The 26,357-nt window shown below is 63.1% G+C and carries 35 protein-coding genes and 1 tRNA gene; 5 read left to right on the top strand and 31 right to left on the bottom strand.

Features of this window, described 5'->3' with window-relative positions; translation table 11 throughout:
• Positions 1 to 733, bottom strand: a 733-nt coding sequence (locus IV113_RS12490) for a carbon-nitrogen hydrolase family protein (protein ID WP_291085291.1), incomplete at its 3' end; no start/stop codon positions are given.
• 251 nt (positions 734 to 984) lie between these two features.
• Between IV113_RS12490 and IV113_RS12485 the strand changes: the two genes are divergently transcribed.
• Positions 985 to 1,938, top strand: coding sequence for a helix-turn-helix domain-containing protein (locus tag IV113_RS12485; protein WP_291085288.1), 954 nt, complete (start codon positions 985 to 987; stop codon positions 1,936 to 1,938).
• Between the two features lie 99 nt (positions 1,939 to 2,037).
• Here IV113_RS12485 and IV113_RS12480 read toward each other — a convergent pair.
• From IV113_RS12480 to IV113_RS12355, 26 genes are all read right to left on the bottom strand, one after another.
• Positions 2,038 to 2,114 (bottom strand) — tRNA-Met (locus tag IV113_RS12480).
• A gap of 17 nt (positions 2,115 to 2,131) precedes the next feature.
• The gene (rplQ, locus tag IV113_RS12475) at positions 2,132 to 2,527 is read right to left on the bottom strand and encodes a 50S ribosomal protein L17 (protein ID WP_291085285.1); all 396 of its coding nucleotides are present in this window, start codon (positions 2,525 to 2,527) and stop codon (positions 2,132 to 2,134) included.
• 85 nt (positions 2,528 to 2,612) lie between these two features.
• Positions 2,613 to 3,596: a DNA-directed RNA polymerase subunit alpha gene (gene rpoA, locus IV113_RS12470; RefSeq protein WP_159603327.1), complete on the bottom strand. Its 984-nt coding sequence runs from the start codon at positions 3,594 to 3,596 to the stop codon at positions 2,613 to 2,615.
• A 94-nt stretch (positions 3,597 to 3,690) separates the two neighbouring features.
• Entirely contained in the window at positions 3,691 to 4,314 is a 624-nt protein-coding gene (rpsD, locus tag IV113_RS12465; RefSeq protein ID WP_056269099.1) for a 30S ribosomal protein S4, read from the bottom strand.
• 162 nt (positions 4,315 to 4,476) lie between these two features.
• The gene (gene rpsK, locus IV113_RS12460) at positions 4,477 to 4,881 is read right to left on the bottom strand and encodes a 30S ribosomal protein S11 (protein ID WP_056268973.1); all 405 of its coding nucleotides are present in this window, start codon (positions 4,879 to 4,881) and stop codon (positions 4,477 to 4,479) included.
• Between the two features lie 18 nt (positions 4,882 to 4,899).
• Positions 4,900 to 5,265, bottom strand: a complete 366-nt coding sequence (gene rpsM / locus IV113_RS12455; RefSeq protein WP_056268975.1) for a 30S ribosomal protein S13 — start codon at positions 5,263 to 5,265, stop codon at positions 4,900 to 4,902.
• 20 nt (positions 5,266 to 5,285) lie between these two features.
• Positions 5,286 to 5,399, bottom strand: a complete 114-nt coding sequence (gene rpmJ / locus IV113_RS12450) for a 50S ribosomal protein L36 (RefSeq protein ID WP_009514917.1) — start codon at positions 5,397 to 5,399, stop codon at positions 5,286 to 5,288.
• Between the two features lie 43 nt (positions 5,400 to 5,442).
• Complete coding sequence (gene infA / locus IV113_RS12445; protein WP_029461331.1) at positions 5,443 to 5,661, bottom strand: translation initiation factor IF-1; 219 nt, start codon at positions 5,659 to 5,661, stop codon at positions 5,443 to 5,445.
• Between the two features lie 8 nt (positions 5,662 to 5,669).
• On the bottom strand, positions 5,670 to 6,989 hold the full coding sequence (gene secY / locus IV113_RS12440; protein ID WP_056268977.1) for a preprotein translocase subunit SecY: 1,320 nt from the start codon (positions 6,987 to 6,989) through the stop codon (positions 5,670 to 5,672).
• Between the two features lie 23 nt (positions 6,990 to 7,012).
• Entirely contained in the window at positions 7,013 to 7,444 is a 432-nt protein-coding gene (gene rplO, locus IV113_RS12435; RefSeq protein ID WP_291085259.1) for a 50S ribosomal protein L15, read from the bottom strand.
• Positions 7,445 to 7,458: 14 nt separating this feature from the next.
• Positions 7,459 to 7,641, bottom strand: a complete 183-nt coding sequence (gene rpmD, locus IV113_RS12430) for a 50S ribosomal protein L30 (RefSeq protein WP_291085256.1) — start codon at positions 7,639 to 7,641, stop codon at positions 7,459 to 7,461.
• An 11-nt stretch (positions 7,642 to 7,652) separates the two neighbouring features.
• On the bottom strand, positions 7,653 to 8,171 hold the full coding sequence (gene rpsE, locus IV113_RS12425; RefSeq protein ID WP_056268984.1) for a 30S ribosomal protein S5: 519 nt from the start codon (positions 8,169 to 8,171) through the stop codon (positions 7,653 to 7,655).
• 18 nt (positions 8,172 to 8,189) lie between these two features.
• A complete protein-coding gene (gene rplR, locus IV113_RS12420) occupies positions 8,190 to 8,555 on the bottom strand; it encodes a 50S ribosomal protein L18 (protein WP_291085251.1) in 366 nt (121 codons plus the stop codon).
• Positions 8,556 to 8,566: 11 nt separating this feature from the next.
• Positions 8,567 to 9,100, bottom strand: a complete 534-nt coding sequence (gene rplF / locus IV113_RS12415; RefSeq protein WP_056268989.1) for a 50S ribosomal protein L6 — start codon at positions 9,098 to 9,100, stop codon at positions 8,567 to 8,569.
• Positions 9,101 to 9,122: 22 nt separating this feature from the next.
• Complete coding sequence (gene rpsH / locus IV113_RS12410; protein ID WP_291085245.1) at positions 9,123 to 9,518, bottom strand: 30S ribosomal protein S8; 396 nt, start codon at positions 9,516 to 9,518, stop codon at positions 9,123 to 9,125.
• A gap of 18 nt (positions 9,519 to 9,536) precedes the next feature.
• A complete protein-coding gene (gene rpsN, locus IV113_RS12405) occupies positions 9,537 to 9,842 on the bottom strand; it encodes a 30S ribosomal protein S14 (protein WP_056268994.1) in 306 nt (101 codons plus the stop codon).
• A gap of 8 nt (positions 9,843 to 9,850) precedes the next feature.
• Positions 9,851 to 10,390, bottom strand: coding sequence for a 50S ribosomal protein L5 (gene rplE, locus IV113_RS12400; RefSeq protein WP_159603317.1), 540 nt, complete (start codon positions 10,388 to 10,390; stop codon positions 9,851 to 9,853).
• A gap of 2 nt (positions 10,391 to 10,392) precedes the next feature.
• Positions 10,393 to 10,713 carry a 50S ribosomal protein L24 gene (gene rplX, locus IV113_RS12395; protein WP_056268996.1) on the bottom strand — a complete coding sequence of 107 codons (321 nt, stop codon included), beginning with the start codon at positions 10,711 to 10,713 and terminating at the stop codon, positions 10,393 to 10,395.
• Between the two features lie 9 nt (positions 10,714 to 10,722).
• A complete protein-coding gene (gene rplN, locus IV113_RS12390) occupies positions 10,723 to 11,091 on the bottom strand; it encodes a 50S ribosomal protein L14 (protein ID WP_056268999.1) in 369 nt (122 codons plus the stop codon).
• 200 nt (positions 11,092 to 11,291) lie between these two features.
• A complete protein-coding gene (locus IV113_RS12385) occupies positions 11,292 to 12,875 on the bottom strand; it encodes a glycerol-3-phosphate dehydrogenase/oxidase (RefSeq protein WP_291085233.1) in 1,584 nt (527 codons plus the stop codon).
• A 70-nt stretch (positions 12,876 to 12,945) separates the two neighbouring features.
• A complete protein-coding gene (locus IV113_RS12380; RefSeq protein WP_291085231.1) occupies positions 12,946 to 14,679 on the bottom strand; it encodes an ABC transporter substrate-binding protein in 1,734 nt (577 codons plus the stop codon).
• 90 nt (positions 14,680 to 14,769) lie between these two features.
• Positions 14,770 to 15,078: a DUF2160 domain-containing protein gene (locus IV113_RS12375; protein ID WP_291085228.1), complete on the bottom strand. Its 309-nt coding sequence runs from the start codon at positions 15,076 to 15,078 to the stop codon at positions 14,770 to 14,772.
• 58 nt (positions 15,079 to 15,136) lie between these two features.
• On the bottom strand, positions 15,137 to 15,949 hold the full coding sequence (locus tag IV113_RS12370; protein WP_291085225.1) for a carbohydrate ABC transporter permease: 813 nt from the start codon (positions 15,947 to 15,949) through the stop codon (positions 15,137 to 15,139).
• Positions 15,942 to 16,835, bottom strand: a complete 894-nt coding sequence (locus tag IV113_RS12365; RefSeq protein ID WP_291085222.1) for a sugar ABC transporter permease — start codon at positions 16,833 to 16,835, stop codon at positions 15,942 to 15,944. The genes IV113_RS12370 and IV113_RS12365 overlap by 8 nt, the downstream gene beginning before the upstream one ends.
• Positions 16,836 to 16,896: 61 nt before the next feature.
• On the bottom strand, positions 16,897 to 17,973 hold the full coding sequence (locus IV113_RS12360) for an ABC transporter ATP-binding protein (RefSeq protein ID WP_291085219.1): 1,077 nt from the start codon (positions 17,971 to 17,973) through the stop codon (positions 16,897 to 16,899).
• The gene (locus tag IV113_RS12355) at positions 17,973 to 19,049 is read right to left on the bottom strand and encodes an ABC transporter ATP-binding protein (RefSeq protein ID WP_291085216.1); all 1,077 of its coding nucleotides are present in this window, start codon (positions 19,047 to 19,049) and stop codon (positions 17,973 to 17,975) included. Before IV113_RS12355 ends, IV113_RS12360 begins: the two co-directional genes overlap by 1 nt.
• A gap of 162 nt (positions 19,050 to 19,211) precedes the next feature.
• Here IV113_RS12355 and IV113_RS12350 point away from each other — a divergent pair, with 162 nt between their 5' ends.
• The 4 genes from IV113_RS12350 to IV113_RS12335 all read left to right on the top strand — a co-directional run bounded on the left by IV113_RS12350 (position 19,212) and on the right by IV113_RS12335 (position 23,258).
• Entirely contained in the window at positions 19,212 to 20,006 is a 795-nt protein-coding gene (locus IV113_RS12350) for a DeoR/GlpR family DNA-binding transcription regulator (protein ID WP_291085213.1), read from the top strand.
• A 21-nt stretch (positions 20,007 to 20,027) separates the two neighbouring features.
• Positions 20,028 to 21,521 carry a glycerol kinase GlpK gene (glpK, locus tag IV113_RS12345; RefSeq protein WP_291085210.1) on the top strand — a complete coding sequence of 498 codons (1,494 nt, stop codon included), beginning with the start codon at positions 20,028 to 20,030 and terminating at the stop codon, positions 21,519 to 21,521.
• A 32-nt stretch (positions 21,522 to 21,553) separates the two neighbouring features.
• Positions 21,554 to 22,381 carry a pyrroline-5-carboxylate reductase gene (gene proC / locus IV113_RS12340; RefSeq protein ID WP_291085207.1) on the top strand — a complete coding sequence of 276 codons (828 nt, stop codon included), beginning with the start codon at positions 21,554 to 21,556 and terminating at the stop codon, positions 22,379 to 22,381.
• 556 nt (positions 22,382 to 22,937) lie between these two features.
• On the top strand, positions 22,938 to 23,258 hold the full coding sequence (locus IV113_RS12335; protein WP_291085204.1) for a hypothetical protein: 321 nt from the start codon (positions 22,938 to 22,940) through the stop codon (positions 23,256 to 23,258).
• A 53-nt stretch (positions 23,259 to 23,311) separates the two neighbouring features.
• On the opposite strand, the gene ubiA is transcribed toward IV113_RS12335, so the two are convergent.
• The 4 genes from ubiA to IV113_RS12315 all read right to left on the bottom strand — a co-directional run.
• Positions 23,312 to 24,184, bottom strand: a complete 873-nt coding sequence (ubiA, locus tag IV113_RS12330) for a 4-hydroxybenzoate octaprenyltransferase (protein ID WP_291085201.1) — start codon at positions 24,182 to 24,184, stop codon at positions 23,312 to 23,314.
• Positions 24,185 to 24,194: 10 nt separating this feature from the next.
• Positions 24,195 to 24,698, bottom strand: coding sequence for a Dps family protein (locus IV113_RS12325; protein WP_291085197.1), 504 nt, complete (start codon positions 24,696 to 24,698; stop codon positions 24,195 to 24,197).
• Between the two features lie 36 nt (positions 24,699 to 24,734).
• On the bottom strand, positions 24,735 to 25,694 hold the full coding sequence (locus IV113_RS12320; protein ID WP_291085194.1) for a hydrogen peroxide-inducible genes activator: 960 nt from the start codon (positions 25,692 to 25,694) through the stop codon (positions 24,735 to 24,737).
• 52 nt (positions 25,695 to 25,746) lie between these two features.
• Positions 25,747 to 26,357, bottom strand: a 611-nt coding sequence (locus tag IV113_RS12315) for a helicase-related protein (RefSeq protein ID WP_291085191.1), incomplete at its 5' end; no start/stop codon positions are given.

The raw sequence follows: 26,357 nt of genomic DNA, 5'->3' as shown, positions 1-26,357 counted from the left end.
GCTTTTGAAGGGGGTCGGTGCACAGCATCTCGTGCATGGCCTTGGAAACCGTAGCGCAAGGAGCGACCACAAAACACTGACCCTCGGCCGCATAGACCTGGCTGACAGCGTTGTTCACCTCGGCGCCGAGCGCATGGGCAGCGCCACGATAGAGCGAGAAGCTCGGCCAGGCGCCAATATGGATCTGCTCGTTCTGTGCGTACATCGCGAACTTGCTGAGGGGTTGCAAGTGTTCCCAGCAGGCCAGCATGCCGACATTGCCGATGGGCGTTTCCATCACCGCGAGGTCGCTGCCGTCGCCCTCACCGAAGACCGTGCGTTCCACGTGCGTGGGCTTGAGCTTGCGCCGAGTCTTGACCACGTTGCCCTGATCGTCGAACAGGGCCTGGGCGATGTACAGACTGCCACCAGCACGCTCGCTGTAGCCCGTTGACATCCAGATGCCCAGGTCGCGAGCGGCCTTCCCCAGTCGGTCGAACTCTGCAGACCCGACCACCAGCGAGTTGTCGTGGTAGCGCTGGACGAACTGCATCCCCATCGCCGGAGAATTCAGCCAGATCCACCAGGGGTAGCCCGGAATCCACGTCTCGGGAAACGCCACCAGCCTGGCGCCTTGCCTGGCTGCTTCCTGCATGAGGTCGATCGTTTTGTCGATCGTCCCGTCGAGGTCCAGGTACACGGGCGCGGCCTGGACTGCAGCGACGCGAAGCTTGGGGTGGATTTGACTGGGCATGTGCTCTTCCTCGAAGTGGATGGGGAGTCGGGTCTGCGATCACGAAGCTTTCCTGACCGGCCGCTCCATGCTCGGTGCCGGCAGCCATTGCGTCTTGTCTCAAAGTCGCAGATTGGTTGACTGTGGCTCGCGTCCAGGTGTTTTCCGGTGTGCACCTTGCTTGAGGGGACGCAGGGTTCGGAGGATCATTCCCAATCGCCATCAGCATGTTTATGCTGTGTCTGACCACCCCTTTCATCACTGGGATCGCCATGAGTCACACGCTGACCACAGATGACGTCGCGCCCGACCAGCGCCTGGCCTACTGGATCGACATGATCTGCACGACCTATGTGCAGCTGGAATGCGACGCCGACGAACGCAGCGAGTTCAGGGGTTCGATCCTCAGCCACAAGCTGCCCGGGCTGGATGTGTCCATGGTGAACTCGCGTGCTCAACGCGTGATGCGCACGCCCCGCGACATCTCCCGCGCAACGGACGACTGCTTCATCGTGAGCATTCAAACGCAAGGTCATGGCGTCATTTCCCAAGATGGACGCGACGCGATGATGTCGCCCGGGGATTTCGCCATCTACGACAGTACGCGCCCCTATGTGCTGCACTTCGGAGACGATTTCGAGGAGATAGTGCTGAAGCTGAATGGTGATCAACTTCGTTCGTTGGTGCGCAACACGGAGGGACTCACGGCTACAACCGTGTCCGGCCGCGCCGGCGCGGGTCACCTGCTGATCAACATGATCAGGACCTTGCGCGAAGAGGCAGACAGCTTGATGCCGGCCTCGGCAGCTGCCGTGTCCCAGGGGGTGGTGAATGTGCTCGTGGCGGGTCTGATGTCACTGCCCGCATGCAAGTCAGCCGACCTGTCTTCGATGAGCGCTTACCACGTGGCGCGCATCAAGCAGCGCATCGACGATCGGATTCATGAACCGGCGTTGACCATCGAATCCATCGCCGCAGAGCTGGGCATGTCGGCCGGACATATTCACCGGCTGTTCAAGTCTGAACCCTTGTCGCCGTCCCAATACCTGTGGAGCCACAGGCTGGAGGCATGCAGCCGTGATCTGTTGGACCCCCGGCGGACCAACGTGTCGGTCGCCGAGATAGCCTTCAGCTGGGGTTTCAACGACGCTGCACATTTCAGCAGGGCATTTCGGGAGCGCTTCCATTTCGCACCACGCGAATGGCGCCGGCAGGTGCGGATTTGAGAGGCCATGGATGGTCTTCAGAGACGGTCGACGGCGCCCAGAAAACAAAAAAGCCCTCGTTTCCGAGGGCTTCAGTGACAAGCAAGTGCTTGATTTGGTTGGTTGCGCGGGCAAGATTTGAACTTGCGACCTTTGGGTTATGAGCCCAACGAGCTACCAGGCTGCTCCACCGCGCGTCAAGCCTTGTATTCTATCACGCCTTGTCGGCTTCGGCGGCTGGCGCAGCATCTTCTGCACGATCCACCAACTCGACGAGCGCCATGGGCGCGTTGTCGCCCACGCGGTATCCCATCTTCAAGATACGGGTGTAACCACCTGGACGGGCGGCAAAGCGCGGGCCCAGTTCGTTGAACAACTTCACGACCACATCACGGTCGCGCAGTCGGTCAAACGCCAGCCGGCGATTGGCCACCGTGGCGACCTTGGCCAGCGTGATCATGGGTTCCACGACGCGACGCAGCTCCTTGGCTTTGGGCACCGTGGTCTTGATGACTTCGTGCGTGAGCAACGAGTTCATCATGTTGCGAAGCATCGCGAGGCGGTGCTCGCTGGTGCGGTTGAGTTTTCTAAGTCCGTGTCCGTGACGCATATTTCATCCTTTCAGTTGTTTTGCCCGCAGCCGTGTCAGGTACTGCAAGTTCGTCCGTCGCCAGCTCAAGCCGGCTCGCGGAATTTCAGTGCTTGTCCAAACCGGCTGGTGGCCAGTTTTCAAGCTTCATGCCCAAGGTCAAGCCGCGCGAAGCGAGCACTTCCTTGATTTCGTTGAGCGACTTGCGACCCAGGTTGGGGGTCTTCAGCAGCTCATTCTCGGTGCGCTGAATCAGATCACCGATGTAATAAATGTTCTCCGCCTTCAGGCAGTTGGCCGAACGCACGGTGAGCTCAAGCTCATCCACAGGGCGCAACAGGATCGGATCAAACTGTTGCGAGCTGCGCTGCGCAGGAGCTTCAAAGTTGAGCTCGGCGCCTTCGAGCTGCGCAAACACAGCCAGTTGCTCAACCAGAATCTTGGCGGAGGCACGAACCGCCTCTTCAGGACCAATGGAACCGTTGGTCTCGATTTCGAGCACCAACTTGTCCAAGTCGGTACGCTGCTCGACACGAGCGCTCTCAACGGTGTAGCTCACGCGCTTGACGGGCGAGAACGATGCATCCAGAACGATGCGGCCGATGGAGCGGGCCTGATCATCATTGCGACGCAGGCTGCCAGGAACGTAACCGCGACCTTTTTCAACCTTGATCTGCATGTCCAGCTTGGCGCCAGCAGACAGCGTGGCGATGACATGACCGGGATTCACGATTTCAACATCGTGCGGGGTCTGGATGTCAGCGGCAGTCACGAGGCCCTCGCCGTCCTTGCGCAGGCTCAGCGTGACTTCGTCGCGATTGTGGAGCTTGAACACCACGCCCTTGAGGTTCAGGAGCATGTTGACCACATCTTCCTGGACGCCGTCGATCGACGAGTATTCGTGCACCACACCCGCGATGGTGACTTCGGTCGGCGCATGGCCGGTCATGGAAGACAGCAAAACCCGGCGCAGGGCGTTGCCCAGCGTGTGGCCGTAACCACGCTCAAAAGGCTCGAGCGTGACTTTGGCGCGGTTGGCCGAGAGTTGCTCGACGTTGATGGTTTTGGGCTTCAGCAGATTGTTCAGCATTCAAACTTCCTTCAGTACCCTCGGCTCGTTACACCGATAAGGCAGATGGAGCATGGCCCGGCCGCACCCGCAAAGGTGCATGCCGGGAACGAAATTAACGGGAATACAGTTCGACGATCAACGATTCGTTGACGTCGGAGGCGAACTCGTCGCGGTCAGGCGACTTCTTGAACACGCCTTCGACCTTTTCAACCGATACGTCCACCCATGCAGGGAAGCCGATCTGCTTGGCCAGTTCCATGGCTTCAAGCACGCGACCCTGCTTCTTCGACTTCTCGCGAACGGCGATCACATCGCCAGCCTTCACGGAGTACGACGGGATATTGACCGACTTGCCATTCACCAGGATCGCCTTGTGGGACACGATCTGGCGGGCTTCGGCGCGGGTCGATGCAAAGCCCATGCGGAACACGACGTTGTCCAGTCGTGCTTCCAGCAGGAACAGCAGGTTGGCGCCGGTGTTGCCACGGCGACGGTCTGCTTCTGCGAAGTAGCGGCGGAACTGGCGCTCAAGCACGCCATACGTGCGCTTGACTTTCTGCTTCTCGCGCAGCTGCACGCCGAAATCGGAAGTGCGCTGACCCGAGGTACGGCCGTGCTGGCCGGGCTTGGAGTCGAATTTGGCCTTGTCGCTGATCGAGCGGCGGGCGCTCTTGAGCAACAGGTCGGAGCCTTCACGGCGGGAAAGTTTGGCCTTGGGGCCGAGGTAACGTGCCACGTTGATGTCCTTGTGTTTCTGCCGCAACCGGCATCAACCGATGTCATTGCGGGAGCCACTCCTCGAATGAAGTGGCGGTGGGCTTAGCAAAAAATGCCACCGCAGGCGACTGCGGTGGCGCTCGAAAAAAGCTTTCCATTATACCGCGTACGCGGTACCGCCTTAGATGCGGCGGCGTTTCTGCGGACGGCAGCCGTTGTGCGGCACGGGCGTCACGTCAGAGATGGAATTGATGCGGATGCCGAGGGCACCCAGGGCGCGCACCGAAGATTCGCGACCAGGACCCGGGCCCTTGATCTCGACATCCAGGTTTTTGATGCCTTGCTCAATGGCAGCGCGGCCAGCCACTTCAGATGCCACCTGGGCAGCGAACGGTGTGGATTTGCGCGAGCCCTTGAAGCCCTGGCCACCGGATGACGCCCAGGACAACGCATTGCCTTGGCGATCGGTGATCGTGATGATGGTGTTGTTGAACGAGGCGTGCACGTGCGCGATGCCGTCGGCAATGTTCTTGCGGACTTTCTTGCGAACGCGTGCGGATGCGCTGGTGGAGGGTGACTTGGCCATGGGAATCCTTCGAACCGATTACTTCTTCAGCGACTGAGCTGCCTTGCGGGGACCTTTGCGCGTGCGCGCATTGGTCTTCGTGCGCTGACCACGCAGCGGCAGGCCACGACGGTGACGGAAACCGCGGTAGCAACCGATGTCCATCAATCGCTTGATGTTCATGGTCGTTTCACGGCGGAGGTCGCCTTCGATCGTGAACGTGCCAACCTGATCGCGAACTTTTTCGAGTTCCGCGTCGCTCAGGTCCTTGATCTTCTTCGTGTAGTCGATACCGCATGCTTCGCAGATCTTGCGAGCGCGGGTGCGACCAATACCGAAGATTGCCGTCAAGCCGATTTCAGCGTGCTTGTGCGGCGGAATGTTGATGCCTGCAATACGAGCCATGATGGTCCTCTAAACTTCAATCAGCCTTGACGCTGCTTATGACGCGGATCGGTGCAAATGACTCGCACAACACCGTGCCGCTTGATGATCTTGCAGTTGCGGCACATTTTTTTGACCGAAGCCGAAACTCTCATAGTCTTCTCCTAGATATTCCAAAAATATTCAACAACCAACCACTCACTTCGAGCGAAAAACGATTCGCGCTCTGGTGAGGTCGTAGGGCGTGAGCTCTACCTTGACCTTGTCGCCAGGCAGGATGCGGATGTAATGCATCCTCATCTTGCCGCTGATGTGTCCCAGGACCACATGACCGTTTTCGAGTTTGACCCTGAAGGTCGCGTTGGGGAGGTTTTCCACTACCTCGCCTTGCATCTCGATCACGTCGTCCTTGGACATACAAAAACTCAACTACCAGGTGACGTCTTGAAGTTAGCCTTCTTGAGCAGTGATTCGTACTGCTGCGACATCATGTAGTTCTGAACCTGAGCCATGAAATCCATGGTGACCACAACAATGATCAACAGAGAGGTGCCGCCAAAATAGAACGGCACGTTGTACTTCAGGATGAGGAACTCGGGCAGCAGACAGACGGCGGTGATGTACACGGCACCGGCCAACGTCAAACGCAGCAGGATCTTGTCGATGTAGCGCGCAGTCTGGTCGCCAGGGCGAATACCGGGAATGAACGCACCACTCTTCTTCAAGTTGTCCGCGGTCTCGCGGCTGTTGAACACCAACGCCGTGTAAAAGAAGCAGAAGAAGATGATGGCCGCCGCGTACAAGGCCACGTAGATCGGCTGACCTGGCGACAGAGCAGAAGCGATGTCGCGCAACCAACGTGTGGAGTCACCCGTGCTCACCCAACTCACCACCGTGGTGGGCAACAGGATGATCGACGAGGCAAAGATCGGCGGGATCACGCCGGCCATGTTCAGCTTCAAGGGCAGGTGCGACGACTGACCACCGTAGACCTTGTTGCCCACCTGACGGCGCGCGTAGTTCACCAGAATCTTGCGCTGACCGCGCTCCACAAACACCACGAAGTAGGTCACCAGAACCACCAGCGCGATGATGAAAATGGCGATCAGGATGTTCATGGCTCCGGTGCGAACCAGTTCCAGCAAACCGCCCACGGCACTGGGCAAGCCCGCTGCGATGCCGGCGAAGATCAGGATCGAGATGCCGTTGCCCAGACCACGCTCGGTGATCTGCTCGCCGAGCCACATGAGGAACATAGTGCCCGCCACCAAGCTGACCACCGCCGTCAGGCGAAAGCCCATCCCCGGATCGATCACCAAGCCCGCAGAGCCCTCCAGCGCGAGCGCAATGCCCATCGACTGGAAGATCGCCAAGCCCAATGTGCCGTAACGGGTGTATTGCGTGATCTTGCGACGACCGGCCTCACCCTCTTTTTTCAGCTGCTCGAACGTGGGAACCACGTAAGTCATGAGCTGCATGATGATCGATGCCGAGATGTACGGCATGATGCCCAACGCGAACACGGTGAAGCGCGACAGCGCTCCGCCCGAGAACATGTTGAAAAGGCTGAGAATGCCACCCGCCTGCCCCTTGAACAGCTGTTCAAGTTGCGCGGGGTCGATGCCCGGCACCGGGATGTGCGCACCAATGCGGTACACCACCAAGGCGAGCAGCAAGAAAACCAGCCGGCGACGCAGGTCGCCGAACTTGCCGGTTTTGGCCAGGGACGTGGATCCAGTTGCCACAGGTCAGTTCCGTCGGGTTCCGGTCAGGCGATCGAGCCGCCAGCGGCTTCGATCACGGCTTTGGCGCCCGCAGTGACCGACACGTCCTTGAAGGACACGGCACGCGTGAGTTCACCGGTCTTGATGACCTTGACGCGCTTGGCAAGGTGAGGCACCAAGCCAGCCTGCTTGAGCACGAGCATGTCCACATCGGCCACGTTGAGTGCGCTGATGTCGGTCAGGGTCACCTCAGCATTGAACTGCAGCTGGGTCGACTTGAAACCACGCTTGGGCAAGCGGCGCTGCAGAGGCATTTGACCGCCTTCGAAGCCCACCTTGTGGTAGCCACCCGAACGTGACTTTTGACCCTTGTGGCCGCGGCCGGCAGTCTTGCCCAGGCCCGAGCCAATGCCGCGACCGACGCGACGCTTGGCGTGCTTGGAGCCTTCAGAAGGCTTGATGGTGTTGAGTTGCATGTCAGTGACTCCGATCAGACGATTTTGACCAGGTAGCTGATCTTGTTGATCATGCCGCGCACGGCGGGCGTGTCCTGCAGCTCGCTGATGCTGTTGATCTTGCGCAGGCCGAGGCCGCGCACGGTGTCGCGGTGGGATTGCTTGGTTCCAATGGGGCTGCGCACCAGTTGGACCTTGACGGTATTTTGAGTGGTCATGATCGCTCCAATCAACCCAGGATGTCTTCGACGGACTTGCCACGCTTGGCAGCCACGTCGGACGGGGTGGTTGAATTCTTCAGTGCGTCCAGCGTGGCACGCACCAGGTTGTAGGGATTGCTCGAGCCATGGCTCTTGGCCACGACGTCGGTGATGCCGAGCACTTCAAACACAGCGCGCATCGGGCCGCCGGCAATGATGCCGGTACCTTTGGAGGCGGGCAGCATCATGACGTTGGAAGCGCCGTGTTCACCGTGCACGCTGTGGTGCAACGAACCGTTCTTCAGCGACACCTTGATCATGTTGCGACGGGCCGCTTCCATGGCCTTCTGTACGGCCACCGGCACTTCACGCGCCTTGCCCTTGCCCATGCCCACGCGGCCATCGCCGTCGCCGACGACGGTCAGTGCTGCGAAACCGAGGATGCGACCGCCCTTGACCACCTTGGTCACACGGTTGATCGCGATCATCTTCTCGCGCAAACCGTCTTCGTTCGCTTCGTTCTTGATGTTTGCCGTAAATTTAGCCATTTTGTGGTTTCCGTTTGATCAGAACTGCAGGCCGGCTTCGCGGGCGGCGTCTGCCAGGGCTTTCACCCGACCGTGGTAGGCAAAACCGGAACGGTCGAACGCCACCTTTTCAATACCGGCGGCCTTGGCCTTCTCGGCGATGCGTTTGCCGATCAGGGCAGCAGCGGCGGCATTGCCACCTTTGCCGGCGCCACCGATCTGGGCACGCACTTCGGCTTCGGCCGTGGAGGCCGAGGCCAGCACCTTGGCGCCGTCGTCGGAGATGACGTTGGCGTAGATGTGCAGGTTGGTGCGGTTCACGCTCAGGCGCACGGCGCCTTGCTGCGCGATGCGGATGCGCGTTTGGCGGGCGCGGCGGAGACGTTGCTCTTTTTTGGTCAACATGATCCTGATCCTTATTTCTTCTTGGTTTCCTTGATCACGACCTTTTCATCCGCGTAGCGGATGCCCTTGCCCTTGTAGGGCTCGGGGGGGCGCACGGCCCGCACTTCGGAAGCGATCTGACCAACACGCTGGCGGTCCGAACCCTTGATCAGGATTTCGGTCGGCGTCGGCGTTTCCACCTTGATGCCGGCAGGCATGTCCATCACCACCGGGTGGGAGTAACCCACCGTCAGGTTGAGCTTGGTGCCTTGAGCCTGGGCCTTGTAGCCCACGCCCAGCAGCGTGAGCTTCTTCTCGAAGCCCTTGCTGACGCCGTTGACCATGTTGTTGACCAGCTGACGCATGGTGCCCGACATGGCGTTGGCTTCGCGGGACTCGTTCACGGGAACGAAGGTCAGCGCGCCGTTGTTGCTTTCAACTTTCACCAGCGCGTTTTGCGCCAGCGCCAGGGCACCGAGAGTGCCCTTGACGTTGATCAGGTCGTCTTTGACGGCGATCTCGACCCCGGCAGGGATGGAGACCGGCAGTTTTCCAATACGTGACATTAATTGCTCCTCAATGCCCGCATCAGGCGACGTAACACAGGACTTCGCCGCCGACACCGGTGGCGCGAGCCTTGCGATCGGTCATCACACCCTGGGGGGTGGTGACGATGGCCACGCCCAGACCGTTCTGGACCTGGGGGATGGCGTTGCGACCGCGGTAAACGCGCAGGCCAGGACGGCTCACACGCTCGATGCGTTCGATCACGGGACGGCCAGCGTAGTACTTCAAGGCGATTTCGAGTTCGCTCTTGCCGTCGTTGTTCTTGACCTGGAATCCGTCGATGTAGCCTTCGTCCTTCAGGACTTGGGCGATCGCGGCTTTGACCTTGGAGGCCGGCATCGACACGCTGGCTTTTTCCACCATCTGCGCGTTGCGGATGCGGGTCAACATGTCGGCGATAGGATCACTCATGCTCATTTGTGGTTCTCCTAGGGCTTACCAGCTGGCTTTGGTGATGCCGGGGATTTCTCCGGCAAACGCCATTTCACGGACCTTGGCGCGAGCCAAGCCGAAGTGGGCAAAGGTGCCACGCGGACGACCGGTGATCTCGCAGCGGTTGCGCTGACGAGTCGGGTTCGAATTGCGGGGCAGCTTCTGCAGACCCAGGCGGGCCGCATCGCGCTCTTCGTCGGACTTCTTGACGTCGTTGGCGACGGCTTTGAATTCGTTGTATTTCTTGGCGAACTTGGCGGCGAGTTTTTCGCGCTTGAGTTCACGTTGCAGTAGTGCTTGTTTAGCCACGCGCCACCTCAGTTCTTGAACGGGAAACGGAAACCAGCCAGAAGAGCCTTGCACTCTTCATCGTTCTTGGCGGTCGTCGTGATGCTGATGTTGAGACCGCGCAAGGCGTCAACCTTGTCGTACTCGATCTCAGGGAAAATGATCTGTTCCTTGACGCCGACGTTGTAGTTGCCACGGCCGTCAAAAGAACGACCGGAGATACCACGGAAGTCGCGCACACGGGGCAGGGCCACGGTGACGAAACGGTCCAGGAATTCGTACATCTTGGCGCCGCGAAGCGTCACCATGCAACCGATGGCCTGCTGCTCGCGGATCTTGAAACCGGCGATCGCCTTGCGAGCCTTGGTCACAACAGGCTTCTGGCCGGCGATCTTGGTCAGGTCGCCCACGGCGTTGTCCATGACCTTCTTGTCGGCAACGGCTTCGCTCACGCCCATGTTCAGCGTGATCTTGGTGATGCGGGGCACCTCCATGATCGACTTGTAGCCGAACTTCTCCACCAGGCTCGGCGCGATGGTGTCGCGGAAAATGTCTTGCAAACGTGCCATGGTCATGCCGCCTTGATTTCTTCGCCGCTGGACTTGAAGACGCGCACTTTTTTGCCGTCAGCCAGGAGCTTGATGCCCACGCGATCTGCCTTGCCCGTGGCGCCATTGAAGATGGCGATGTTGGACTGGTGGATGGGCATGGTTTTTTCGATAATGCCGCCGGTCACACCCTTCATGGGGTTCGGCTTGGCGTGCTTCTTGACGATGTTCACGCCTTCGACGAGCACCTTGCTGTCGTCGGCACGGAGCACGACCTTGCCGCGCTTGCCCTTGTCGCGACCTGCGATCACGATGACTTCGTCACCACTGCGAATCTTGTTCATGATGATTCCTCAGAGAACCTCGGGCGCCAGCGACACGATCTTCATGAACTTTTCGGTGCGCAGCTCGCGCGTCACCGGTCCGAAGATGCGGGTGCCGATGGGCTCCAGCTTGGCGTTGAGCAACACTGCTGCGTTGCCGTCGAATTTGATGAGAGCGCCGTCTTGACGACGGATGCCCTTGGCGGTGCGAACCACCACAGCGTTGTAAACCTCGCCTTTTTTGACGCGGCCACGGGGCGCTGCTTCTTTGATGGTGACCTTGATGACGTCGCCCACGCTGGCGTAACGCCGCTTGGAGCCGCCGAGCACCTTGATGCACATCACGGACTTGGCGCCCGTGTTGTCGGCAACATCGAGTCGAGATTGCGTTTGGATCATTTGATTTAAGTCCCAACTTGAATCCCCCCAGCCACCACGGCCAGGAGTGATCAGTCTTGGGCCCGTCGTCGAGAACCGGAGTGGCCTAAGCCAGATCCAATCCCTTCCGAGTGGGCAGATTGCCTCGCTTTTTTAGAGCGAAGCCGCGCAGTATCACATGGTTTCAGCGGACTGTCAACGCACCGACCTGCGAAAAACCTCTAAATCGCGTCGGGCGCCGGCAGATATCGGGTGCAGAGGTCGAGAAATGGCCTCAGCGCCGGGTCCGCGCCCAGCTCTTGCTGGAGGATGTCGGCCACGGCGGGGGCCAGTCGAGCAGCCTCGGTGGCATCCAGAAACAGAATGCGGGAGCGCCTGGCGAGCACGTCTTCCACCGTCTGGGCGTGCTCGAAGCGCGCGGCGTAACGCACCATGGCCTCCGTCAAGCCTGCCCCCAGCACGTTTTCTTTCCCGGGGCAATCATTCACTTGCGCCCCATCGGAGCCATACAGGTGCAGGCCGGGCGCCGCGTGCAGAGGCGTCGCCGGACTGGCCACAGCAGCGCCTTTCAACACATGAGATGCGCTCTGGCCTCCCGCACGGCGTGGCAAGAGCTGGCTGGCGAAGCAGCGCTCCAGCACATCCTCGGCCATGGCGCGGTAGGTGGTCCATTTGCCCCCGGTCACCGTGACCAGGCCATTGGCATCGACCACGATGGTGTGTTCGCGTGACAGCACCTTGGTGCCACCTTCGGCCGCCGCGGGCGCGGCCACGAGGGGGCGCAGACCCACCCAGAGACTTTTGATGTCCTCTCGGCGCACCGGCCGGCTCAGCGCCTGGCTGGCCTCGCTGAGGATGAATTCGAGTTCTTCTGCGAAGGGATCGGGCTCGCGCGGCAGATCGCGGCGCGGGGTGTCGGTGGTGCCCAGCACCAGCTTGCCCAGCCACGGCACGGCAAACAGCACGCGCCCGTCGCGTGTCTTGGGCACCAGCAGGGCGTGACCACCGGGCATGAAATCACGGTCGACCACCACGTGCACCCCCTGACTGGGGCTGACCATGCGCGAGGGCGCGCCCTGGGTGGCCGCAGGCTGGGTGTGATCGCGCAAGGCGTCCACCCAGACGCCGGTGGCATTGACCACGCAGCGGGCCTTCAATTGGAACGAGCCTGCGCCTCGCCGATCGGAAACATCCACAGATGAAAGCGGGCCCTCACTGCCTGACAACTGGCGAACGGCCGTGACTTCGGCGTAGTTCACGACGTGGGCTCCGGCGGCCTCTGCGCTGCGGGCGAGCGCCAGCGCCAGGCGCGCATCGTCGAACTGGCCGTCCCAGTACTTGACGCCGCCGCGCAGCCCGTCGGGATTCACACCCGGCAAGGCTTGCAAGGTTTGCGCGCGGCTGAGGAATTCGGTGCGCCCGAGTCCCGCAGAGCCGGCCAGCAGGTCATACAGCTTGAGGCCAATGCCGTAGAAAGGGGTCTGCCACCAGTGGTAGGACGGCATGACAAAGGGCAAGGGCTGCGCGAGATGGGGCGCGATACGCAGCACCGTGGCACGCTCGGCCAGCGCCTCGCGCACCAGGGCCAGGTTGCCCTGCGCGAGGTAGCGCACGCCGCCGTGCAGCAGCTTGGTGGAACGGGATGAAGTGCCGCCGGCGAAGTCGTGCGACTCCAGCAGCACGACCGAAAAACCGCGCAGCGCCGCGTCGAGCGCCACCCCGAGGCCGGTGGCACCGCCACCGACGACCGCCAGGTCGTACACACCGTGGCGGGGCAGCGATTCAAGCAGTTCTGCGCGTTTCATGGAAAGAGGGGTGACCCTCTGCACCAGAGCGGCGCAGAGGGCGGGTTGCTACAAAAATCGATGCGTCAAATCAACGGGCCTTGCCATTCTTCCATGCGTTGAGCAGCTGGTCGTAGGCGATGGTCTCTCCCTTGGGCTTCTCGTTGGCCAGCTTCTTCCAGGGCGCTGCCGTGTCGCTCAGGTACTTGTTGGGGTCGCCTTTCGGGTTGAGCTTGGGCGCGCAACGCTCCATGCCCGCACGCTCCAGGCGCCCCATGACCTGATCCATCTGGTCGGCCAGGCTGTCCATCGCAGCCTGGGGCGTCTTCTCGCCGGTCACGGCCTGGGCCACGTTCTGCCACCAGAGCTGGGCCAGCTTGGGGTAGTCGGGCACGTTGGTGCCGGTGGGCGTCCAGGCCACGCGCGCCGGGCTGCGGTAGAACTCCACCAGGCCGCCGAGCTTGGGTGCCATGTCGGTCATGGCCTTGCTCTGGATGTCGGACTCGCGGATCGGGGTCAGGCCGACCATGGTCTTCTTCAGGCTGGTCGTCTTGGCGGTCACAAACTGGGCGTAGAGCCAGGCGGCGGCGGTCTTGTTGGCGTCGTGGTCCTTGAAGAAGGTCCACGAGCCCACGTCCTGGTAGCCGTTCTGCATGCCCTGTTTCCAGTAGGGGCCGTTGGGGCCGGGGGCCATGCGCCACTTCGGCGTGCCGTCGGCATTCACCACCGGCAGGCCGGGCTTGGTCATGTCGGCGGTGAAGGCGGTGTACCAGAAGATCTGCTGCGCGATCTGGCCCTGGGCGGGCACCGGACCGGCTTCGCCAAAGGTCATGCCGGTGGCTTCTTTGGGCGCGTACTTCTTCATCCAGTCCACGTACTTGGTGAGCGCGTACACCGCGGCGGGCGAGTTGGTGGCGCCTCCGCGCGAGACGCTGGCGCCCAGCGGCGTGCAGCCGTCGGCAGAAGAACGGATGCCCCACTCGTCCACAGGCTTGCCGTTGGGAATGCCGACGTCGGCGGTGCCGGCCATCGAGAGCCAGGCATCGGTGAAGCGCCAACCCAGCGACGGGTCTTTCTTGCCGTAGTCCATGTGGCCATAGATCGGCTTGCCGTCGATGGTCTTGACGTCTTCGCTGAAGAAGGCGGCAATGTCTTCGTAGGCGCTCCAGTTCAGTGGCACGCCCAGGTCGTAGCCGTATTTGGCTTTGAACTTGTCCTTCAGGTCCTGGCGCGCAAACAGGTCGGCGCGGAACCAGTAGAGGTTGGCGAACTGCTGGTCGGGCAATTGGTAGAGCTTCTTGTCGGGGCCGGTGGTGAAGCTGGTGCCGATGAAGTCCTTGATGTCCAGCCCGGGGTTGGTCCACTCCTTGCCTGCGCCGGCCATGTAGTCGGTCAGGTTCATGATCTTGCCGTAGCGGTAGTGCGTGCCGATCAGGTCGGAGTCGCTGATCCAGCCGTCGTAGATCGACTTGCCCGACTGCATCGAGGTCTGCAGCTTCTCGACCACATCGCCTTCTTGAATCAAGTCGTGCTTGACGGTGATGCCGGTGATCTCGGTGAAGGCCTTGGCCAGTGTCTTGCTCTCGTACTCGTGCGTGGTGATGGTCTCGGAAACCACCGAAATCTCTTTCACGCCTTTGGCCTTGAGCTTGGCTGCGGCGTCGATGAACCACTTCATCTCGGCGGCCTGCTGGGCCTTGGTCAGGGTGGAGGGCTGGAACTCGCTGTCGATCCACTTCTTCGCTGCGGCCTCGTCGGCCCAGGCGGGCAAGGAGCCCATGGCGAGCAACGCTGCCAGGGCCAGAGGGGTGTGTCGCAATCTCATGTTGTCTCCTCGATCGGTGTGCTTCCCCGGTGTGTGACAGGTCTCGGCCCCGGGGAAGCAATGGGCCGAATACCGAAGACCATGAAGCGATCAGCCCTTGCGCAGCGCCAGCACCAGCCAGGCCATGGACGCGACGAAGGAGATCCAGATGCTGGGCTCCTGCTCCAGCGAAAGCCATTGCGTGAGCCAGCCCGCCATGCCGATGAAGGCCAGGTTGATGTAGGCCGCACCGAGCAGGCCGATGAAGAGACGGTCACCGCGCGTGGTGACCATGGGCAGGAAGCCCTTGCGCTCGACGGTGGGCGACTTGATTTCCCACACGGTCATGCCGATGAGCATGAGTGCAATGCAAGTAAAAAAGACAGCGACCGGTGTGGTCCAGACCATCCACGTGAACATAAATACCCCCAGTCAGTTGGGGTCAGAGCACGCTGCGCGTGCTCTGACCCACAAAGTTTTAAACACGCCCCATCGCAAAGCCCTTGGCGATGTAGTGCCGCACGAACCAGATGACGATGGCGCCCGGCACGATGGTGAGCACGCCCGCCGCGGCCAGCGTGGCCCAGTCCATGCCGCTGGCGCTCACCGTGCGTGTCATGGTGGCCACGATGGGCTTGGCGTTCACGCTGGTGAGCGTGCGCGCCAGCAGCAGTTCGACCCAGCTGAACATGAAACAGAAGAAGGCCGCCACGCCAACGCCGGCCTTGATGAGCGGCAGGAAGATGGTGAAGAAGAAGCGCGGGAAGCTGTAGCCATCGATGTAGGCCGTCTCGTCGATCTCGCGCGGGATGCCGCTCATGAAGCCTTCGAGAATCCACACCGCTAGCGGCACGTTGAACAGCAGGTGCGCCATCGCCACGGCGATGTGCGTGTCCATCAGGCCGAGCGTGGTGTAGAGCTGGAAGAACGGCAGCAGGAACACCGCGGGCGGCGTCATGCGGTTGGTCAGCAACCAGAAGAACACGTGCTTGTCGCCCAGGAATCGGTAGCGCGAGAACGCATAGGCCGCCGGCAGCGCCACGGTGAGCGAGATCACTGTGTTGATGCCCACATAGATCAGGCTGTTGATGTAGCCCGAGTACCAGGACGGGTCGGTGAAGATGGTCCGGTAGTTGGCCCAGGTGAACTCGGCCGGCCAGAGCGTGAACGAGGACAGGATTTCCTGGTTGGTCTTGAAGCTCATGTTGACCATCCAGTAGATGGGCAACAGCGCGAAGATCAGGTAGGCGATGAGGAACAGCGTCCTCTTGCGAAAGCGTCTGTTATCCATGGCCTTGCTCTTTCTCGGACGTGCCCAGGCTCTGCATCCAGTTGTAGAGCACGAAGCAGAACAGCAGGATGATGAGGAAGTAGATGAGGGAGAACGCCGCCGCCGGGCCGAGGTCGAACTGACCGACCGCCTTGGTGGTGAGGTACTGCGAGAGGAAGGTGGTGGCGTTGCCGGGGCCGCCGCCGGTGAGCACGAAGGGCTCGGTGTAGATCATGAAGCTGTCCATGAAGCGCAGCAGCACCGCGATCATGAGCACGCCGCGCATCTTGGGCAGCTGGATGTAGCGAAACACCGCCCACTTGCTCGCGCCGTCAATGCTGGCGGCCTGGTAGTACGCATCGGGGATGCTGCGCAACCCGGCGAAAGCGAGCAGCGCCACCAGCGGCGTCCAGTGCCACACATCCATGGCCAACACCGTCCACCAGGCATGGGTGGAGTTGCCGGTGTAGCTGTACTCCATGCCGACCCACTGCAGGAAATAGCCGAGCAGGCCGATGTCGGCGCGGCCGAAGATCTGCCAGATGGTGCCGACCACGTTCCACGGGATCAGCAGCGACAACGCCACCAGCACCAGCACGGCCGAGGACTTCCAGCCTTGCGCAGGCATGGAGAGCGCCAGCGCGATGCCCAACGGGATCTCCACCAGCAGCACCGCCAGCGAAAACTGGATCTGCCGCCACAGCGCCAGGTGCAGCTCTTCGTCGCGCATCACGGCGGAAAACCATTCGGTGCCGACGAACACGCGGCGGTCGGGCGAGAAGATGTCCTGCACCGAATAGTTCACCACCGTCATCAGCGGCAGGATGGCCGAAAAGGCCACACAGACGATGACCGGCAGCACGAGGAACCAGGCTTTCTGGTTCACGGGTTTGGTCGTATTGCTCATTCAAAAACCTCCGTGCTGCGCACTGCGGTGCGAGCTTGCTTGGGGCGGCCCGGCGCGGTGCTCATGCGATGAGTGCCTCGTCTTGGTAGAAGCAGGTGTGCTCGCCGAGCACCCGCAGGTGCACGGTCTCGCCTGCCACCGGTGCGGCGGCTTCGGGCGCCAGGCGGCACTTGAGGCGGTGCTCGCCGGCCTCCAGGGTGACCATCACGTAGGTGCCGATGTCCTGCACGCGCGTCACCGTCGCGGGCAAGGTGTTGGGTTCACCGGCCTGGCCGAGCGCCAGGTATTCGGGGCGGATGCCCAGCTTGAGCGGCCCCTCGGGCAACACATGGCCGTTGGTGAGCGCCAGCGGCTTGTCCAGCACCACCAGGCCACCGCGCACGCTGGTCGCGGGCAGGAAGTTCATGCCGGGTGAGCCGATGAAATGGCCCACGAAGGTGTGCGCCGGCCGCTCGAACAGCGCCTCGGCCGCGCCCACCTGCACCGCGCGGCCGCGCGTCATCACCACCACCTCGTCGGCGAAGGTCAGCGCCTCCACCTGGTCGTGCGTCACGTAGATCAGCGTCAGCTTGAGCTCGTGGTGAATCTGCTTGAGCTTGCGCCGCAGTTGCCATTTCAGGTGCGGATCGATCACGGTCAGGGGCTCGTCGAACAGCACGGCCGACACGTCGGAGCGCACCAGACCACGGCCCAGCGAAATCTTCTGCTTCTGGTCGGCGCTCAGGCCCGCCGCGCGCATGTCGAGCTGGTGGCTCATCTCCAGCATCTCGGCAATGCGCCCCACCTGCGCCTTGATTTCGGCTTCGGGCACCTTGCGGTTTTTCAGCGGAAACGCGAGGTTCTGCGCCACCGTCATGGTGTCGTAGATCACCGGGAACTGGAACACCTGCGCGATGTTGCGCTGCTGCGGGCTCTGGCGCGTCACGTCCTTGCCATCGAAGCGCACCGTGCCCTGCGAGGGGACGAGCAGGCCCGAGATGATGTTGAGCATGGTCGTCTTGCCGCAGCCCGAGGGGCCGAGCAGCGCGTAGGCGCCGCCGTCCTCGAACGTCATCTTCAGCGGCAGCAGCGCGTAGTCCTCGTCCGCTTTCGGATGCGGCTTGTAGGCGTGCGCCAGGTCGAGTTCGATGCGTGCCATCAGCTGGCCTTTCCAGGACGCGCCGGCGAGCGCACCAGCGGGCCGTCGGCATCAAAGACAAACAGGCTGTCGGGCTGCAGGTAGAGCGTGATCGGGTCGCCCAGCGGGCAGACGTGCACACCGGTGAGCTGGGCCACCAGCTCACCCACGAGGGTGTGCACGTGCACGAAGGTGTCGGAGCCCGCGATCTCGGCCAGTTCCACGCGCCCGGGCAAGGCCACGTCGCCCGGCCTGGCGACCACGCGAAGGCCGCCGGCGCGCAGCCCCAGCGTGAGGCGTTGTGGTGCGTCGGCCGGCAGTTGCAAGGGCCAGACCTCGCCACCCTGCACCCGCACACCCCCGGCCACCGCCTCGGCGGCCAACAGGTTCATCGGCGGGTCGCTGAAGGCGCGCGCCACGCGGATGCTCTGTGGCTGGTGGAACACCTCGGCGGTCGGGCCGTACTGCAGCAGTTCACCCGCATCCATCACCGCGGTGTATCCGCCCAGCAGCAGCGCCTCGCCCGGCTCGGTGGTGGCGTAGACCACGGTGGAGTCGCCGGTGGCAAACAGGTGGGTGAGTTCCTCGCGCAGCTCTTCGCGCAGCTTGTAGTCCAGATTCACCAGCGGCTCGTCAAACAACATCAGCGGCGCCTGCTTGGCCAGGGCGCGAGCCAGCGCCACGCGTTGCTGCTGTCCGCCCGAGAGTTCGGCCGGCAGGCGGTCCAGGAACATGTCGATGTGAAGACGAGCGGCGATGTCACGCACTTTCTGGTCCACGTCGCGGTCACCGCGCAGGCGCATCGGCGAGGCGATGTTCTGCGCCACCGTCATCGAGGGGTAGTTGACGAACTGCTGGTAGACCATGGCCACGTTGCGCTGACGCACCGACATGCGCGTCACGTCCGCACCGTCCACCAGCACGCGGCCGGTGCTCGCCACGTCCAGCCCCGCCATGACGCGCATCAGGCTGGTCTTGCCGGCCTGCGTGGCGCCCAGCAGCACCGTCACGGCGCCAGGCGCCAGGTTCAGGCTTTGGGGATAGAGGTGAACGGCAGGCCCGACGGTCTTGCCCACTTGATCCAGAGAAAGCTGCATTCGGTTCCCAGCGTGAATAACCGCACACCCATGATCGGATGGCATTTCGTTTGCAGGATTCTATTGTTCGTTTATGTTCCTTTTTATTCGGTACTTACCCTGATCGGGGTCAAAAGAATTTCCGTTATGTTCGGGCGGCCCCTTTGCTCCGCTCCACCCACCATGAATCTGAACCCGAGACACACCCAACTGCTCGACGAAGTGCGCGTCCACGGCCCACAGACCATCGAAGCGATGGCCGAGCGTTTCGGCGTCACGCTGCAAACGGTGCGCCGAGACGTGCAGCGCCTGGCCGAGGCCGGTCTGCTCTCGCGCTTTCACGGTGGCGTGCGCCTGCCCGGCTCGACCACCGAGAACATCGCCTACCGCCAGCGCCAGGCCATGCAGTCGGACGCCAAGACGCGCATCGCGCGCACCATCGCGCGGCGCGTGCCCAACGGCTGCTCGCTGATCATGAACATCGGCACCACCATCGAAGCGGTGGCACGCGAGCTGCAGCACCACCGAGGTCTGCGCGTGATCACCAACAACCTGCACATCGCCTCGCTCATGAGCACCAACCCGGACTGCGAGGTGATCGTCGCCGGCGGCCTGGTGCGCGGCGCCGACCAGGGCATCGTGGGCGAGGCCACGGTGGACTTCATGCGCCAGTTCAAGGTCGACATCGGCCTGATCGGCATCAGCGGCATCGAGGCCGACGGCACGCTGCGCGACTTCGACTACCGCGAGGTCAAGGTGGCGCGCGCCATCGTCGAGCAGTCGCGCGAGGTCTGGCTCGCGGCCGATCACAGCAAGTTCAACCGACCTGCGATGGTTGAGCTCGCGCGACTCGACGACCTCGACGTGGTCTTCACCGACCTGCCGCCTCCACCGCCCTTCCACGACCTGCTGGCCGCGGGCAATGTCGAATGTGTTATCGCCGGAGTGGGCACCCCGAACGACACGGCCATCGCCTGATCCCTCTTCCCGGAAGACACCATGACCTACCTGCTTGCCCTGGACCAGGGCACCTCCAGTTCGCGCAGCATCGTGTTCGACCGCGCCGGCCGCGTCGTCACCATGGCACAGCGCGAGTTCCGCCAGATCTACCCGCAGCCCGGCTGGGTCGAGCACGATCCGCGCGACCTCTGGCAGACCCAGCTGGAGACCGCGCGCGAAGCCTTGAAACAGGCGAACCTGCGTGCCGACCAGCTCGCGGCTGTGGGCATCACCAACCAGCGCGAGACCACGCTGGTGTGGAGCCGCTTGACCGGTGAGCCGGTCTACAACGCCATCGTCTGGCAGGACCGCCGCGCCGAAAGCACCTGCGCCGAGCTGCGCGAGCGCGGCGCCAGCGACACCGTGCTGCAAAAAACCGGTTTGCGCATCGACGCCTATTTCTCGGGCACCAAGCTCAAGTGGATCCTGGACAACGTGCCCGGCGCGCGCGCGCAGGCCGAGCGCGGTGAACTCGCCTTCGGCACGGTGGACAGCTGGCTGATCTGGCAGCTCACCGGCGGCGCACGCCACGTCACCGACGTGAGCAACGCCTCACGCACCATGCTGTTCAACGTGCACACCCGCGAATGGGACGACGAATTGCTCGCCCTTCTCGACATCCCGAAGAGTCTGATGCCCGAGGCGCTGCCCTCGAGCGCGCACTTCGGCGAGATGAAGGCTGAATGGCTGGGCGCGCCGCTGGAGATCGGCGGCGTGGCGGGCGACCAGCAAAGCGCCCTCTTCGGCCAGGCCTGCTTCACCGCCGGCATGGCCAAGAACACCTATGGCACCGGCTGCTTCATGCTGATGCACACCGGCGAGCGTTTCCAGGTCAGCCAGAACGGCCTGATCACCACGGCCACCGCGCAGCCGCCGGGACCTCAGCAGTACGCGCTCGAAGGCAGCGTGTTCATTGGCGGCGCGGTGGTGCAGTGGCTGCGCGACGGCCTGCGTGCGATCCAGTCCAGCAGCGAAGTGCAGTCGCTTGCCGAGAGCGTGCCCGACGCGGGCGGCGTGGTGCTGGTGCCCGCCTTCACCGGCCTGGGCGCGCCCTACTGGCAACCCGACACGCGCGGCAGCATCACCGGCCTCACGCGCGGCACCACCATCGCGCACATCGCGCGCGCCGCGCTGGAGAGCATCGCCTTCCAGAGCGCTGCCCTGCTCGACGCCATGAGCCGCGACGCGGTGGCCGCCGGCGGCGTGCCCGTGAGTGAATTGCGGGTGGACGGCGGCGCCTGCGTGAACGACCTGCTGATGCAGATCCAGGCCGACCTGCTCGGCATCCCGGTGGTGCGGCCTGCGGTGATCGAGACCACCGCGCTGGGCGCAGCCTACCTGGCGGGCCTTCACACCGGCCTGTACGGCGGGCTGGACGAACTCTCGAAACAATGGCGCGCCGAGCGCACCTTCCACCCCACCCTCTCGCGCGAACGCGCGGCCGAGAAGATGGCGCAGTGGGAACACGCGGTGCGTCAGACCGTGGCGCCCTGAAACCAGGCTCGGCGGCGCGCGACAATGGCGCGATGAACACCCCCACCCACCCCACCATCACCTTCATCGGCGGCGGCAACATGGCCAGCGCCATCGTCGGCGGCCTGGTCCGCCAGGGTCACCCGGCCAGCGCACTGCAGATCGTTGAACCCTGGGACGAGCAGCGCGCAAAGCTCGCGCAGCAGTTCCCCGGGGTGACGCTGCACGCGGCCGCCAGCACCGATCTTCTGCCTTCGAGTCTGGTGGTCTGGGCCGTCAAGCCGCAGACTTTCAAGGAGGCCGCCCATGAGAGCCGACCTTACCTGGCCGGTGCGCTGCACCTGAGCGTGGCCGCGGGCATCACCAGCGACAGCATGGCCAGCTGGCTGCAGACGCAGCGCATCGTGCGCGCCATGCCCAACACACCTGCGCTTGTCGGCCTGGGCATGACCGGCCTCTTTGCCCGCGACGGCGCCAGCGACGCCGACCGCGCGTTGGTCGAAGCCGTGGTCAAGACCACCGGCGAACTGGTGTGGGTCAGCTCGGAAGAACAGCTCGACGCAGTGACCGCGATCTCTGGCTCGGGCCCGGCCTACGTGTTCTATTTCCTCGAAGCCATGCGCGACGCGGGCGCCCGCATGGGCCTGCCGCCCGAGGTGGCCTACCAGCTCGCGGTCGGCACCTTTGTCGGTGCGGCCACGCTGGCCCAGCGCTCCGAGGACCCGCCGCAGACGCTGCGCGAGCGCGTCACATCCAAGGGCGGCACAACCTACGCGGCGCTCACATCGATGGACGAAGCGGGCGTGAAAGCAAAGTTTGAAGAGGCGCTGTTCGCCGCGCAAAAACGCGCCGAGGAGTTGGGGCGAGAGTTCGGCAAGTGACCCTCGCGCTGCTCGCGGATGCGGTGCGCTCTGCTCCGCGGCTGTCCCCCGGGGCCTGCGGCCCCTCCTCCTTGATGCCGCTGCGCAGAGCGCACCGCATCCGCGAGCGGGAGTGTGGAAAGGGGACATGGAACGAGCCCTAAGCCGAAGTCAGGCACCGCGTAGAAGAGCAGTCATTCTTGCTGCGGAGATCGGGAAAAGCTTCAGTCATGAAGGCGGTCTCCTCTCTAGACTGCCCAACAGCCTACCGACCTAGATACTCAATCGCATGCATCCTCACCGGCACAGGGCGTCGAAACGTTACATCTACGTTCCGAACTGCCGGACTATGCCGGTGGGGGTCGCTCAGCCCACACGTTAGGACTCTATGTACTCTGGTCTCCCGTTACCAAAGCACGCTAGCGGACTTGATGCCGCCCTGGCAACTCTGGCCTCTGGTCGCTTTCTCGAGCTTGCACGCACGCACAACCTAGCCGCAGAACTCGGATCGGAACAAATGGCAAGGGCATTCGCAGAAGGAACATTCCCCGTATCGCGATGGCAGAGTGAGGCCGACTTGATTGCAGCCAATCAACTCAAAGAAATTCGGCGCGTTCTTCTTCGCTCCTTCCTCTTGACCTTGTTGATCGCGGCGGTCGCACTCACCGTGCTGGTCGCAACCGGTAACGTGAACACAGCACTGCCCCCCGACTATGGCAAGTCAATCACCGCAGCAGGCGTCGCAACTGCCGCCTGGGGTAGCCTTATTCAACTAAGGCCGGTGGAACCGACTTTCCGGCGCAACTTCCTGCATGAAGTCGCCCAAGGATTCATCGTGAAGGCGTTAGTCGGACTTGGTCTGCTCTTTAGCGCAGTTGGAGCGCTTTGGTGGCAATGAGTCTAGGCCGCGTCCATGAGCCGAAGAAGCACCACGACCGAAACGCAGTGCGCTCAAACCAAGCTGAGTACAACGCCCAAGAACACGGTGAAACCCAGCCAGTGGTTGAGCCGAAACGCCTTGAAGCAGCCGTCGCGGCTGCGGTCCTTGATCAGCGTGAAATGCCAGGCCACCTGGGCCAGCGCCACCAGCAGCATCGCGCCCCAGACCCAGGGGTTCACCACGGTCCACAGCGCGGCGGTCCAGATGGCCAGGAACACCAGGTAGAACGCCGTGACCGCCGGCACGTCGGCATCGCCCAGCGTGATCGCCGAGGTCTTCATGCCGATGCGCAGGTCGTCGTCGCGGTCCACCATGGCGTACTCGGTGTCGTAGGCCACCACCCAGAACAGGTTGCCCAGCAACAGCACCCATGCCAGCGGCGGCACCTGTGCCTGCACGGCGGCAAACGCCATCGGCACGCCGAAGCTGAAGGCCACGCCCAGCACGGCCTGCGGCATCGACACGTATCGCTTGGCGTACGGATACGCCAGCGTGATGGCCAGCGCCGCGAACGACCACAGCACCGTGGGCGTGTTGGTGGTGAGCACCAGCGCAAACGCCGCCAGCGCCAGCACCGCGCCCAGCGCGAGCGCTTCACGGACAGAGACCTTGCCCGAGGTCACGGGGCGCTGCGCGGTGCGCTTCACATGCTTGTCGAACTCGCGGTCGGCAACGTCGTTCACGCAGCAGCCCGCGCTGCGCATGAGGATGGTGCCGAGCACGAACACCGCCAACAGGTGCCAGCCGGGAAATCCGCTCGCCGCGACCCACAGCGCCGACAGCGACGGCCACAGCAGCAGCAGCCACCCCGCCGGGCGGTTCCAGCGGATCAGGTCGAGGTACAGCGAGAGGCGCGAAGGCGCGGGAGACGTCGCGGCGACCATGATCGAAAGATCAGTCCTCAAGAATGGAGCGCAGCATCCACGCGGTCTGCTCGTGCACGGTGAGGCGTTGCGTCAGCAGATCGGCGGTGGGTTCGTCACCCGCCTTGTCCACCACGGCAAACAGCTCACGCGCGGTGCGCGCCACCGCTTCGTGGCCCTGCACGAGGATGTGCACCATCTCCATCGCCTTCGGGGGCGTGGCCGGTGCATCGGGCACCGAGCTGAGCTTGCCGAACTGCGCATAGCTGCCCGGCGCCGCATGGCCCAGCGAGCGGATGCGCTCGGCCACCGGATCCACCGCGGTCCACAGCTCGGTGTACTGCGTCATGAACATCGTGTGCAGCGAATTGAACATCGGACCGGTCACGTTCCAGTGGAAGTTGTGCGTGGTCAGGTACAGGGTGTAGGTGTCGGCCAGCAACTTGGACAAACCTTTTGCAATGGCGGCGCGGTCCTTCTCGTTGATGCCGATGTTGATCGTGGGCGCACTGACTTTGCTGGCGGTTTTGGCCATGGAGAACTCCTGAGGGGATGGTTGAAAAGACAAAGATCACGAAAGGCGTTTGACGCCCGGCAGCTCGCAGGCGTAGATGGCATTGCGCAACTCCGCGATGGCTTCGTAGCGCGTGAAACTGCGCCGCCAGGCCAGCACCACGCGCCGCGTGGGCGGCTCACCTTCGAACGGCAGGTAACGCACGTAGGACGAATCGCCGAAATCCTGCCCTGGCGTGGTCGAGCCTTCGAGCGCCGACGAGGGCACCGACAGGCGCGGCACCAGCGTCACCCCCATGCCGGCAGCCACCATGTGTTTGATGGTCTCCAGCGACGAACCTTCGAAGCTCTTGCGGATGCCCTCGGCGTCGTTGGAGAAGCGGGCGAACTCGGGACAGACTTCCAGCACATGGTCGCGGAAGCAATGGCCCGTGCCCAGCAGCAGCATGGTCTCGCGCTTGAGTTCTTCGTTGGTGATGAGGTCTTGTTGGGCGAGCGGATGCGTGTGCGGCACGGCGGCCAGAAAGGGCTCGTCGTACAGCGGCGCAATGGCCAGATTGGTGTCAGGGAAAGGCTCGGCCAGGATGGCGCAGTCGATCTCGCCCAGGCGCAGCTGCTCCAGCAGCTTCACGGTGAAGTTCTCCTGCAGCATCAGCGGCATCTGCGGCGTGCGGTCGATCACGTGGCGCACCAGGTCGGGCAGCAGGTAGGGGCCGATGGTGTAGATCACGCCCAGCTTGAGCGGGCCGGCCAACGGGTCCTTGCCGCGCTTGGCGATCTCCTTGATGGCCGCGGCCTGCTCCAGCACGGTCTGCGCCTGGCGCACGATCTCTTCGCCCAACGGCGTCACGCTGATCTCGTTGGCATTGCGCTCGAAGATCTTGAGCTCCAGCTCTTCTTCGAGTTTCTTGATGGCCACCGAGAGCGTGGGCTGCGAAACGAAACAGGCTTCGGCCGCCTTGCCAAAGTGCTTTTCGCGCGCCACGGCCACGATGTATTTGAGTTCGGTCAGGGTCATGACGCTATTTTGCGCCCGTCATGGAACCCCCCAGGCGGGCGGGTTCAAAGATTCAGGCCTTGAGGAACTCCGCCTTGCCGCCCAACCAGCGGGCGATGTGTTTTTCGGCCAGGTCCGGGTACTCGGCCAGCATCACCGGCGAGGCAGCGCGCGCCCATTCGAGCAGGTGGGTGTCGGTGGCGAGGTCGGCAAAACGCAGCAGCGGTGCGCCCGACTGGCGCGCACCGAGGAACTCGCCCGGGCCGCGAATCTCCAGGTCGCGGCGCGCGATCTCGAAGCCGTCGCTGGTCTCGGCCATGGCCTTCAGGCGTTCGCGCGCGGTCTCGCCCAGGCGCCCGCCATCGGGTGGCGTGTACATGAGCACGCAGGCAGAAGCCGCCGCGCCGCGGCCCACGCGGCCGCGCAGCTGGTGCAGCTGGCTGAGGCCGAAACGCTCGGCGTGTTCGATCACCATCAGCGAGGCGTTGGGCACGTCCACGCCGACCTCGATCACGGTGGTGGAGACCAGCACGCCCATCTGCCCGCCGGTGAACAGCGACATGACTGCCTTCTTCTCGGCCACCGGCATGCGCGAGTGCAACAGGCCGACCAGCACGCCGGGCAAGGCCTCGCCGAGTTCGGCATGAGTGGCCGTGGCATTGGAAAGATCGAGCGCCTCGCTCT

The organism is Hydrogenophaga sp. (assembly GCF_018780385.1).
GTDB lineage: Bacteria > Pseudomonadota > Gammaproteobacteria > Burkholderiales > Burkholderiaceae_C > Hydrogenophaga.
This window is presented reverse-complemented; position numbering and strand designations above follow the sequence as displayed.